General features: G+C 38.5%; 10 protein-coding genes. 1 reads left to right on the forward strand and 9 read right to left on the reverse strand.

Annotated elements, in window-relative coordinates:
* Positions 1-145 precede the first annotated feature (145 nt).
* Together ACJMMI_RS01240 and ACJMMI_RS01245 are read right to left on the reverse strand one after the other, a co-directional pair.
* On the reverse strand, positions 146-955 hold the full coding sequence (locus ACJMMI_RS01240; RefSeq protein WP_405352763.1) for an enhanced serine sensitivity protein SseB: 810 nt from the start codon (positions 953-955) through the stop codon (positions 146-148).
* A 16-nt stretch (positions 956-971) separates the two neighbouring features.
* On the reverse strand, positions 972-3,005 hold the full coding sequence (locus tag ACJMMI_RS01245) for a starch-binding protein (RefSeq protein ID WP_405352765.1): 2,034 nt from the start codon (positions 3,003-3,005) through the stop codon (positions 972-974).
* A 348-nt stretch (positions 3,006-3,353) separates the two neighbouring features.
* Here ACJMMI_RS01245 and ACJMMI_RS01250 point away from each other — a divergent pair, with 348 nt between their 5' ends.
* Entirely contained in the window at positions 3,354-4,694 is a 1,341-nt protein-coding gene (locus ACJMMI_RS01250) for a hypothetical protein (protein ID WP_405352767.1), read from the forward strand.
* A 77-nt stretch (positions 4,695-4,771) separates the two neighbouring features.
* Here the strand turns inward: ACJMMI_RS01250 and ACJMMI_RS01255 are convergent, their stop codons facing one another.
* From ACJMMI_RS01255 to ACJMMI_RS01285, 7 genes are all read right to left on the reverse strand, one after another.
* Entirely contained in the window at positions 4,772-6,097 is a 1,326-nt protein-coding gene (locus ACJMMI_RS01255; protein ID WP_405352768.1) for an MATE family efflux transporter, read from the reverse strand.
* 326 nt (positions 6,098-6,423) lie between these two features.
* Complete coding sequence (locus ACJMMI_RS01260) at positions 6,424-7,773, reverse strand: dicarboxylate/amino acid:cation symporter (RefSeq protein WP_405352770.1); 1,350 nt, start codon at positions 7,771-7,773, stop codon at positions 6,424-6,426.
* 200 nt (positions 7,774-7,973) lie between these two features.
* A complete protein-coding gene (locus ACJMMI_RS01265; RefSeq protein ID WP_405352772.1) occupies positions 7,974-8,729 on the reverse strand; it encodes a DeoR/GlpR family DNA-binding transcription regulator in 756 nt (251 codons plus the stop codon).
* Between the two features lie 238 nt (positions 8,730-8,967).
* The gene (locus tag ACJMMI_RS01270; RefSeq protein WP_405352774.1) at positions 8,968-9,963 is read right to left on the reverse strand and encodes an aldo/keto reductase; all 996 of its coding nucleotides are present in this window, start codon (positions 9,961-9,963) and stop codon (positions 8,968-8,970) included.
* A 77-nt stretch (positions 9,964-10,040) separates the two neighbouring features.
* Entirely contained in the window at positions 10,041-11,006 is a 966-nt protein-coding gene (locus ACJMMI_RS01275) for a carbohydrate kinase family protein (protein ID WP_405352776.1), read from the reverse strand.
* Positions 11,006-11,845, reverse strand: a complete 840-nt coding sequence (locus tag ACJMMI_RS01280) for a ketose-bisphosphate aldolase (RefSeq protein WP_405352778.1) — start codon at positions 11,843-11,845, stop codon at positions 11,006-11,008. Before ACJMMI_RS01280 ends, ACJMMI_RS01275 begins: the two co-directional genes overlap by 1 nt.
* A gap of 36 nt (positions 11,846-11,881) precedes the next feature.
* Entirely contained in the window at positions 11,882-12,937 is a 1,056-nt protein-coding gene (locus ACJMMI_RS01285; protein ID WP_405352780.1) for an NAD(P)-dependent alcohol dehydrogenase, read from the reverse strand.
* Positions 12,938-13,051: the final 114 nt, after the last annotated feature.

Below are 13,051 nucleotides of genomic sequence, written 5' to 3' on the forward strand. Positions count from 1 at the left end.
ATTATATACTATTGTAAAAATAAAATCAAGTGTTTTTTCGCATTTTTTAAAAATAGTTAGTTATGACTACCTCTTGCTATTTGTCAGACACAAAATAAAGCTTCCGAACAAATCGGAAGCTTTACATAAAAATTCAAGTATTAAATTACTTTTCTTTTCTGTAGAATGGCTCAACACCGTTGATTGCGTTTCTTGCCATTTCCATAGCAACAGGCATTACAACGAGGTCAACATCATCTGTAAGATGTGGCTGTGCAGCTTTCTGAATTGCATCTACAGTCTGCTTGTAATCGCCTACATAGTCAATTACAATAAGGAAGCTCTTCTTGTCGCTATGCTCCATCATTCTGAGGAAAGCAACATTTACATTTGGCTGTGAGCTGAAATGATTGATAAGTGTAGCCATAAGGTCAATAGGATAATCCTTAGGCTCACCGATTTTAATCTGCTCACCGTGCTTAAATAAATCCTTGTTAAGTGCGTTGAAATCTTTCTGTTGTTTGATTGAAATAATCATTGGCTTAGGGAAAGTAACACTCTTGCCAAAGGCATTGATAACAAAGCCCAGCACACCCGAGGTAGGATCCATTACCATCTGAGAAATGCTGTCAAAATCTGTTACAACCTTTTGAGCATTCTCAGTGTCTTTCCACTTGTAAAGCTCCTCTGTATCGGTAAAGAGTCCAAAGAACTTTTCTTTATTCTGATTTTCAAGAAGTCTGAACTGTACCTGTGTAGCCTGCTTCATAACAGTTTTACCGTTCTCGGTTACAGCCTGAGTTGTCGGAACAACCTTTGCCGGCAAAATAAACTTTGCCTTTAAAATTTGGTCGATAACCTTATTAATATTCTCAGGAGTGTTGTTCTCCTGCATATTTACAATAGCTTCTTTTAAGTCTGGGTTAAAAATCTGCTCTGCCGGCACTTTGCTGCCTTCCATTTTCATTTCGCTCATAATATATATCCTCCGATTATTCTATAGTATAGGTTTTGTCTTTTTCAACAACAAGTCCGTTTTCTCCGCTGCCCGGATACTGCTGACTGTCTGCAAAATCACCGTCATTAAAGATTATGTACGGTGTTTCCCAATCTTTTGTAAAGGAATAGCTGTACTTTCCGTCGCTTTCCTTTGTCATTTCAATTCCCGGCCAGGTTTCGTTTTCATACATCTCATCATTATAGACATATGCAAAAATCTGATCATCCCAGCTTGCCGGTTTTTCAAAGTAAACCTTTGTGCCGCTCTCAATAGTATATTTTTCTATTGGGGAAAATTCAACTCTTTCGTAGGTCTTTACGCCGTTTGAGTTTTGAGCTGTAAGCACAAGTGTTGCCTTGTCACTGCCGTCAGGAATAGATACTGTAATCTTATCTCCGTTTTTGTATGCAACCGCTTTTGAATCGTTGAGTACATACTCAGCGTTGTCAGTATTTGCACAAGTAAGTGTTACATCTACGCTCTTACCCTTTTCAATGTCAAACACTGTATCTTCAGCAACACCAACCTCTGCAGCATCTGCATATTCCTTGAAGCCCTCATTATAAAGAACAACAACGCTGTTTGCAGGAATGTCTGCTGTTGAAGTAAGCTTGCCGTTTTTAACTGTGTATTCGGTCTTGCCGTCAACTCGGTCAACATATGTGCCGTCTGCAAGATTTGTTTCAAATCCAGTTTTGAGTTCATCCTTTGTGTTTACAATTACAGCACCCTTTGTTCCTCTTTCAATCATAACGGCAGTTGAATCTGAATTTGGATTTACAATGTTTTCTTCCTCACCGATCATTGCGGTGCGGAAGAAATTAACAGCCTTTACGCTTTTATCCTTGTACATATCGTCACCCTCTGTGCCGATACGGTTCATTCCCCATTCGTTTTCAACGCTTGAATTGTACGGTCTGTCAAAGAAAAGAGGTGTACCGTCTTTTCTTGCAGTAATAACCGCCCAGCCAAGGATAACCTGCTCCTTAGTCATATTGTACCAGTTGCCGTCATTGATGTAGTTATCGTGTGACTCAACCCATGTAACCATATTAAGCGGAGCATTTCCAAGCCAATAGTCACTTACTGTACCCTTTGAAAGAGTATTGTTTGTAATTGCATTTCTGATTTTGCCGCCATATGTACTTGCTGTGGTGTGACCGATAGCTTCAATATAATCTGCAATTCTCTCGTTGTTGCCTTGAAGCACTTCGCCGTACATAAACAGATTATCGGCATTATTAACCTCGGTAGTTACTCTCTGCCAGAAGTTATTTGTAAAGCCGTCATCTTCCTTTGGGTCATCAGGCAAGCCAATGTGCTTTGCGGTATCATAGCGAAAACCGTCAGCACCACAAGCAATGCAATCATTGAGAAATTCAATGAAATAATCCTGAAAAGAGGTACGCTCTGTGTTAATGTCGGGTAATCCGCCCATTTTATAGGTTGTGCAAGCCAATCTGTTTGAATAGTCTGTTAAATCATAAGCGTTATTCTTATGATAAAGAGTATCAAGACTGCCACCGCCTGCGTCAATAAGATCTTGACTTATTGCACTTGTTGTAGGAGTGGTGTGGTTTGCGATAACATCAACAATAACCTTTATGCCGTACTTTTCAGCCTCATCGCACATAGCCTTGAATTCATCTCGAGTACCAAGCTGATAGTTGCCAATCTTAAAATCAGTAGGCTGATAATGGTAGTACCACTTTCCGTCACCGTAAAGCTGCATTCCTCCGTTTTCGCCTTCATAGCAGGCATTAATCGGTGAAGTCTGCAATGCTGTGTAACCGGAAGCTGCAATATCAGCCATGGATTCCTTTATAGTATTGAAATCCCATGAAAAGCATTGAAGAATTGTACCGTCATCAATCTTATCAGCATGAGCATACTCGGTAGAAGTATTAGTTGAATTATTATCTTCGGAACCGCTTTGCTGATTTGAATTTGAACAGCCTGTAATACACACAACTGTACCTGTAAGCAAAGCAGAAACTAACAAACCGGATAATATTCTTTTAAACAAATAATCACCATCTTTCGTTACTCATTAAGTCCTTACAGCAAGAAAACCACAAGGATAGAAATATTATAACATTATTTCTCAGCAAAATAAATAGTATTTTAGTATTTTTTATAATTATTTTAAAAAATCCGACCTAATAGCTAAAAATATTTTTATTTTTTGGTTATGATGTAAGTTTAATTTTTCAAAAATTATAAAACACAAGCAATAAAATTATGCAAAATATATTTTTCAGATCCCTTAAAAATATTTTCAGAAAAACAGTTGACAAAATTCGTGGTTATATGTTATAAATTTAAGTTAGTTATAACTAACTTATTAACATAAATATTTGAGAGGGGAATTTTTATGAGAAAATTTAAAAAACTTGCTGTTGCAGGTATTACATCTGCTCTTATATTCACTTCTTTATCGGCAACTGCTTTTGCGGCTGATAATAGTTCAGAAGATGAAGCTAATCAGCTTATGCAGGATTTAAACGGAACATACTGCCAGCTGTTTGATGACGCTATTTTTAAAGAGGAGTACAATCATCTTTGGTATGATTACAGTGCTGCTGTTGTTGGTGATGAAATGGCTGATACAGCTGTAACTATGCTTAAATCAGTAGTTGGCGGTGATAAATACGGAAATGAAGCCGAAGAAAACATTTTCTGTTGTAAGTTTATTAATGGTGCCAAAGAAATTACATTTAACAATGGAGAAATCAGTGTGCTGTTAAATGACAACACAACAGAAACTCATACATATAGCTTTGTAAGAGAAGATTCAATAAGCGGAATTATGCCGGGCTATCTTTTTGAAAGCAATGACGATAATGATGATGAATTTAAGTATTTCTTTATATGCGGAGATACACCTGAAACTACATATCACATTGAATTCAGATACGGCAGCAATGTTGAGGAACTTTTGCAGTACAACACAGGCAAATACGCCAACTGGATGGGTTCAGGCATTTTGAAGGATGCAATTACAGAAGAAAATGAGGCTACAATTAACAATGTGATCGCTTTATTCTGCGTTGAAAATTTATCTGAAATGGTAAATGAAGAAACCACCAAACAGCGTAATGAAATTGCGGGTATATGGGACGCAGATGTTACAGATTTTAAATCAGATCCAACCTTTGCCAATGCTCAGATGTACTGCGTACTCAACTCAGACGGTACAGGTGCTACATATCTTGACCTTGAAGGAAAAGGTAATTTTGTTAATACAAGCAGTTACACATTCTATACATATTGTAAGAACAAATCCGATAATGCACAGTCAGGTATTTACATACCTGTAAATGATGAAACTGGTCATACTGAGGCAGGCAAGTATGAATTAACAACAGAGAACGGCAAAACTATTCTTACATTCACAACACTTGAGGGTGAATCAATTTCTTACATCAAAAGAGTTGAACAGCCAAGTACAGAGGCTACAGAGCCTGCAACATCTGAAACTTCTGCTACAGTTCCATCAAGCACAGCAGTTGTTGACGCTACATCAGCAACAGGCACTACTGCCGCTGCAACTAAGAATACTGCTACCGCAGATTCTGTGGTAAAAGGAAACTCCGGCAACAACAGCACAGTAAAAACCGGTAATTCTAATTTCAGCATTGCAATACTTCTTACTGTTGCGTTAGGTTCTTTAATTTGCGGAAAATACGCAATCAGAAAAAGGAATAATCATTAATTTAGCCAGCAAAACATAATAACCCCAAGAAAAGGGCTCTCGATTAATTTCGAGAGCCTTTGCTATTTTATTAACAATTATATCATTCTGTGTTTTTTCCATCTGCCTGAAAGGTACCTTGCAAGATAAGCCACTGCCCTTGCATACCAGTCAACAAACATTCCAATCCATACTCCTAACACACCCATACCAAGCACCATTACAAGGATATAGCTGCAAATAATTCGGAATACCCACATTGAAACCATACTCACACCGAGAGAGAAGTTTACATCGCCTGCGGCTCTTAAAGCATTTGGCAGAGCAAAACTTAGCGGCCAGCCTACAAGAGAAGCAATACAGAAGCATCTGAGTACGAACACTGCTGTATCACTTGCAACAGGTGAAAGTGAGAATATATTTACAAAAAGCGGTGCAAATGCAAACAGCAACCATTTACAAGCCCAGTCACCTATGTAGGTCATAATCATAAGCTTTTTGGTATAATACTTTGCAGCTTCGGTATCTCTTGCACCAACACATTGTCCGATAATAGTTACCATTGCAAGTCCGATTGAAGTGCCCGGAATATTTGGGAAGTCAATAATTTGGAAAGCTATTGAGTTAGCCGCAATAGCGTCTGTGCCGAGAGTTGCAACCATTCCGACAACTACGATTTTACCAATCTGAAACATTCCGTTTTCAATACCGCTCGGAATACCAATTTTTAAAATTCTTACTACATAACTTTTTTTAGGAATAAATTTTTTAATCTCACGAACCTCCATAGGGTTCTTCTTTGAAAAAATAAATCCGCTCATAATAAATCCTGCCACCACTCTGCTTATTAGAGTGGCAAGTGCAACGCCTGCAACACCAAGCCCACAGCAATAAACGAACACGGCATTTAGACCGATATTGATTACATTCATCAGAATACTTATCTGCATACTTATTTTGCTGTTACCCGTACTTCTGAAAATTGCCGCACCTGCATTGTACATACCCAAAAACGGATAAGATAAAGCAGTAAAGAACAAATAAATGCAAGCAACATCCATTACATCCTGCTCAATCGAGCCAAAAATCAGCGAAAGCATCGGTTTTGTAAATATACAGAAAAAGATTGTTGCTGCTACAGAGAAAATCATCATCAAAGTTTCAAGCTGAGCACAGGTTTGCTTTGCTCGCTCTGTTTCTTTGCATCCAAAATACTGGCTTGCAATTACAAGACCACCTGTAGCAAAAGCCGCCATAACCTGAATGATTAACCTATTTATATTATCAACAAGTGCCACGCCAGATACCGCAACCTGACCTACAGTTGATACCATAAATGTGTCAACCATTCCTACGCTCACCGCAAGGAGCTGTTCAAAGATAAGTGGAACAATAAGCCTTAGAATATATTTGTTTGAAAACATATACTACCCTTCTACCCTTTCATCAAAAACAACATCAAATATTTTTGAAGTGTTTATTTTTTATTCCATTTTCTACACATTTTCTGTTTTTCGTACATATAATATTACTGTTTTACAGATTTGTCAAGAATTAAAATGCTGAAAAAGCATAGCATTTAAAAACATATTTTATAGCAAATAATAACATATATTTCCAAAAAATAAACTTACACAAAACCTTAGTTTTTTGCAGAATTTTCTATTGATTTTTACCTTTGTTTTACAAAAAAGCTTCCGCCAAAAGACGGGAGCTAAAGTTGCTTTCTTAAGGGGCATAAAGAAAGACCTTACTTTTTGTTGTAGATTTCTTTGTTAAGTTTGCCCTCTTTACTGCAAACTATAACATTTGTTGCGGCATCGCCGATTACATTAAGAGTAATAACAGCCATACCTGGGAGGTAATTCATAGCAAGTATCAAAGAATAGCCGATCATACAAAGCTCTGAATTTAAACCGAGTCCCATCATTACAACATAAACCATTGTTGTGCCCGCTACAGGAATAGCAGGAGTACCGATTGCGGTACAAATTGACAAGAAAGCTGTAAGCATAAGTGTTACTGGGGTAATTTCCACACCTGCTGCGGTTGCAATAAATGTAATTGCTATCATATGCATTGCAGTTGTGCCGTTCATATTAACGGTCATACCTGTTGGCAAAACAAAGCTTGTAATGTCTTTTGAGCAACCAAGCTCTTCTGTACAAGTCTTTGTGTTAAGTGGTAATGTAGCGGCTGATGAGTTTGTGGCAGCAGCAAACATACCGATTTTTGCACTCTTTTTAAGGAATGTAAATGGATTTAAACGAGTTGTGAGGAAAATTCCGATTGGATAGATTGTAACAACAAGCACAAGGCTTACAACAATAGTTGTTGCAATCCATACGAGTGTAGGAGAAATGTACTCTACACCATATACAGCAAAGGCTCTTGCTATCATACAGAAAATAGCAACAGGAGCAACCTTGTTAATTATAAAATTAAGTGTCATCTGAACAACATCATTTAATGTTTCAATAACTCTCTTTAACGGATCAGCCTTTTCGCCCATGGCTGTCATACAAAGTCCTAAAACAATAGCAACAACTACAACTGAGAGGATTGCATTGTTTGAGGAAAGAGCATTGATGATGTTTGAAGGAACAGCATTTACCACTGTAACAAGCGGATTGTAACCATCCATTGTTACAAGGTCCTGAGCCTGTTGATCAGGTAAATTTACATTGAACCAACCCATTGACTTTACAAAGTAAGCACCTGCACCGGCAAGTCCGGCAGCTACTATATAGAAGCAAAGGTAGCATACAAATGTTTTGCCTGCAATTCTGCCAAGCTTTTTAGGGTCTGCAAGGCTGCAAAGAGCAAGGCTTAAAGAACAAAGTACAAGTGGAACTATCATCATCTGAAGTCCACGCATAAAGAGTTGTCCAACAATGTAAAAGAGTCCAATACCTTCAATTTTGGTTGTGGCTGTAATATCCTGGAAGAAAATAGCGTCAACTACTTTCCACACACCCTCATTATCTGTGCCCATAAGCTGAGCCTTAATTAAAAGGCAGATAATACCAACACCAAATCCAGCAGCAACAGCTATCAGCATTTTCTTGACTATTGAAGATTTTTGTTTTTGTGATTTCATTTCTACATCTCCTTTTTAATCACTAAACGCTATAACAAGGTGTCTGCATAATTAAAGCCCCACATATGCAGTTTTTCCACCAATAATAACCAATAATCAAAACATCTGAAAAATATTAAATTGTAAACACGAAATAAATGTATAGCCCTAAGGCTTTATATTCAAATTAATAAAAATACTGACAGCTAAAAATTAATTATTTATTCATACAAAAGTTCAATATTATTGCTTTCACAAAAATCAAGCCACATTTCATCAGGCTTTCTATCTGTAACAATACAATTAACATCGTTCCATGTAAGGAAATTCACAAAAGCTGTCTGATTAAATTTCGTATGGTCCGCAAGAAGAATTACTTTTGAGGCTCTCTTTGCCATTTCAGACTTTAAAATTGCCTCTCCTTCTGTGGAATCCATAATGCCTTTTTTTACATCAAGTGCTTTACAACTGAGCAAAGCCACATCAACATTATATCTTGCAATATTTTCTTTGGCGAGCGTACCCTGAAATGAAAGTGTGATTTCATCATAAGTACCGCCTGTAGAGATAACTTTCATCTGTGCACCGTCAAGCTCCTGCAAAATCTGAGTTGAGAAGCTGATAGTTGTAATTTCCTTATTATTTTTAATAAGCTTGATTACCTCCATAACAGTGGTGCTGTTGTCTGCCATAATTGTGCTTACACCTGCAAGCTTGCGGCAAACTAACTGAGCTATCTTACGCTTTTCTTCGTTATTAATTGAACGCCTTTTAAAGAAATGAATGTGATCCTTCTGGGTTGCTGTATTAAGTACAGCTCCGCCAAAGGTTCTTGTAATAAGACCCTCATTCTTTAGCTTTTCAAGGTCACGGCGAATAGTTTCTTCAGTAACATTGTATTTAATACTAAGGTCAGTAACAAAAACCTCGCCTGTAAGCTCTATTTCTTTTTTAATTTTATCTATTCTTTTTTCCATCGGTACATTTCTCCTAAAACAATAGTATCTCTCTCCAACTATCTATATTATATTTTAACAATTATTGTACAATAAGTAAAGACTTTATGTAAATAAATACAAAATTTTAACATTTAGGAGAAAAATGCTTTTTTGGGTTTTAGTTGCTGTCTGCGGTTGAGCTATTACCGCAGACAGCTGACTAAAAAGGAGCACATAAACAAATAAACGAAATATATTGAAAAAACTTGTTAGCTAATTAATCTTTGTCGATTGCTTCAACCATTTCACGCATCATAGCAACATCAGAAGCCTCAAGCTCAAGCTCTGCTGATTTAACATTTTCAGCAATCTGCTCAACAGTTGTTGAGCCGCTGAGGAGGTTGATAAAGTCGCCCTGAGCAAGAATCCATGCAAGTGCAAGGTTAGCAATAGTACAATTGTATTTCTCACAAAGTGGCTTCCACTGATCCATTACATCCATTGCTTTCTGCATATTCTCAGGCTGGAACCATTTTTTAGGAATCTGAGCACCAACAGGCTTGTAATCTCTTGGCATTGTGCCTGAAAGAAGTCCCATTTCAAGCGGTGAATAAGCCTGAATTGTAACACCGTTTTCACGGCAGCATGGAATAATCTCGTCTTCAATGCCTCTGTCAAGGATTGAATATTTAGCTTGAACGATGTCAAGCTCACCCCACTTGAGGTACTCTTCAATCTGCTTAATGTCAACATTGGCTGCACCGATAGCCTTGATTTTACCCTGAGCCTTGAGGTCATTGAGAACTTCCATTGTCTTCTGAATCGGAACATAGTACTCACTGCCTTCGATTGACTGCCAGTGTGTCATATAAACATCAACATAGTCTGTACCCATTCTCTTGAGTGACTCTTCAATCTCTCTTTTGATTGATGCACTGTTGAGGTTTTTGTAAAGCTGAATACCGTTTACCTTGTTGAAGAGATCGCCCTTCATTTCCTGATCCCATGTAACACCGCACTTTGTGATGATAACTACATCTTCACGGTTCATACCCTCAAGAGCCTTGCCGAGAATTTTTTCGCTGTTACCAAAGTTATAACCCGGTGCTGTATCAATAAGATTTACACCAAGCTTTGGAGCTTCACGGATTGTATCTACAACAACCTGGAGATCATGGTCGCCGCCCCATGCAGAGCCGCCGCCGATTGACCAAGTGCCAAGTCCCATTCTTGAAATATCTATACCTGTTTTACCAAGCTTCATTGTCTTCATTGTAATCACCTTTTCTCTTATATTAAAGTTGATTTCCTGCCCTGCATGGGGGAATGCAGGGCAGCCGCAAAGTGTTTTTAAAGAATATAATCCTTGTGATATTTTTCAAGCATATCTTCTACCATCTGTTTGTTCTTAACGCCTGTTGTTGCACCGACATACTGAACAGAAATGGCGGCTGTGCAATTTGCGTAAATTCCGCAGTCACGAATATCCTTGCCCTGTAAAAGTGCTGAAATAAAACCTGACGCAAAGTTATCGCCTGCACCGATTGTATCAATAGCAGTTACACCCTTGCAAGCCGGAACAATCATTGCACCGTCTTTATTACGGATATAACAGCCTCTCTTGCCTATCTTCATAATTACATTTTTAACACCACAATTATAAAGAACATCGGCAACCTTTGCTTCATCGGTTTCGCCTGTCATAAGACAAGCTTCGTCAAAATTAGGGAAGAAATAATCAACATAGCTGAGTGCTTCCTTAATATCATCAAGAGTTTCACCGAGGCGAGGTTTAATCATATCAGCGGTAATTGTCATACCCTCTGCTTTTGCAACCTTAAAAATCTCTACAAGTGCCTTGCCGTCAAGAAGCGGACAGTTAAAGATACTTGCAAGTGAAAGAATTTTTGCCTGCTTCATTTTTTCAAAATCAACATGCTCAATGTTCTCTTTCCAAAGGCTGCCGTTGCGGTTTGTAACGAATGTTCTTTCGCCGTCATCGGTAACAAGACCAATGTTCATTGATGTATCAATATTAGGGTCAACCTTGATACCCTCAACATCTATATTATCCTGCTTGCAGGATTTAAGAATAAACTGACCTGCCGCATCATCACCAATGCAAGCAATAATGCCTGTCTTAAATCCAAGTCGGCTGATAATTGTAGCTTCGTTCATTGCATCTCCGCCAACTGACATTGCAATGCGGTCAACCGGATATGATTCTATATCGAATATATCTCTTGATACCGGTCGCAGAGGAATATCTACGACCGCAGCACCAAGACAAATTACATCTAATTTCTTATTACTCATTACTCATCAGCTCTTCCGTCATCACCAAATAATTTAATCTTGTACATAGCTCTTTCCTTAACAGCCTTTCTAACCTCACGCTGCATAGCGAGGAATGGCTCGTCCTTGTGAGCATTTACTGCTTCCATAGCAGCCTGGCAAAGCTCTGTGTGAATGTTGATCTTAGCAATACCGAGTGAAATAGCCTTCTTGATGTCCTCATCACCGATACCTGATGCACCGTGGAGTACGAGTGGAACATCTACTTCTTTTGCTACTGCTTCAAGTACATCAAAAGCAAGCTTTGGCTCTGATGAATATACACCGTGAACATTACCGATAGCAACAGCAAGTGAGTCACAACCTGTTCTCTCAACAAATTCCTTTGCCTTTGTAGGGTCTGTGTACTGATACTCTGAGAGAGCCTCTTCATATACAGTTTCATTACCAACATGACCAAGTTCAGCCTCAACAGGAATGTTGTATGCGTGGAAGTAATCTACACATCTCTTGATTTCAGCAACATTCTGCTCATATGGGAGAGCTGATGCGTCACGCATTACAGAATTCATACAATGATTTACTGCATTGTGGAGAATTGTCATATTTCTGCCGTGATCCCAGTGGAGAATAACAGGTACTGTAGCCTTCTTTGCCATTGACTCCATCATATAGCAATAATCTTCAAATGAAGTGTTGCCGGTAAAGCCTGTACCGAATGAAATAATAATTGGAGCTCTGAGTTCTTCAGCTGCATCTATAACGCCCATAAGCATTTCAGCGTTCCATACATTAAAGTGTGGAATTGCATAATGGCCTTCTGTTGCTTTTCTTTCCCAATATCTGATATCTGAAATCATAGTTAATCACCTTTCATTAGTAATAGTATATTTTAATTATTCAGCTACTTTAATTACACCCTTAACCATATCGGCTTTCTTAACAGGGTCGATAGCATCCATAAATGCCTGCTGAACATCTTTATAATCGTAGATATTTGTAACCATATCCTTAACATTGAACTTACCTGTTGCAATAGCCTCAATTGTCTGAGGGAAGTTATTGCAGTAACGGAATGAAGTCTGAATTGTAACTTCTCTGTTAATTTTGAGGAAGTCAATCGGAACAGGCTTTGAGTGTGTGCCAACCATCATAATTTTACCGCCACGAGCAACAATTTGAACTGCCTGCTGTGCTGTAAATGCAGAACCTGCTGCTTCAAATACAAGGTCAACACCGTGGTCACCGTAAAGCTCCGGTGAACGAAGAACTGCTACTGTATCCTGATCCTTACCGTTAATTACTCTTGTAGCACCAAGCTTAAGTGCAAGGTCAAGACGCTTCTGCATAATATCAACAACTGTAATATCAGTAGCACCAAGGCTCTTACAAGCCTGAAGTACCATAAGACCGATAGTACCGCCGCCTAAGATTACAATACTCTTACCAAGCTGAGCACCGCCGAGAATTGCTGCATGCATACCTACTGCTGCCGGCTCAACAAGAGCTGCTTCCATTGTTGTCATACCCTCAGGAATGTGATATGTCCACTCCTCCGGATGAGTCATATACTGAGTGAGTGCACCCTTGTAGTTAGGCTGTGTAGCCATAAAATCTACATTAGGGCAAATATTATATCTGCCTGTACGGCAATATTCACATGAATCATCAGGTACACCGGGCTCAATGAGAACCTTGTCGCCAACCTTAAACTTGGTAACCTTAGCACCAACCTTAACGACCTCTCCTGCTACCTCATGACCAAGACCTATTTTCTGATTTGGATCCTTAGGTGGAATGAATGGGCCAAACTCAAAACCGTGAATATCTGAACCACACATACCAACATATTCAACTTTCATTAAGATTTCATTATCTTTTGGCTCAGGAACTGCACATTCCTGAATTTCAAACTGCTTAGGTGTAACTAAAATTGCTTCTGAATTTTTCATAACGAGAACCCCCTATTTGGTTTTGCCTTGGCACCCGAAATTAATCGGGTGCCAAACGAGTAAATAATATGCCAATGAACTTATTTGTAAATTAATCTACTGCACCGATGTCTT

The organism is Ruminococcus sp., from assembly GCF_045129435.1.
Taxonomy (GTDB): Bacteria; Bacillota; Clostridia; order Oscillospirales; family Acutalibacteraceae; genus Ruminococcoides.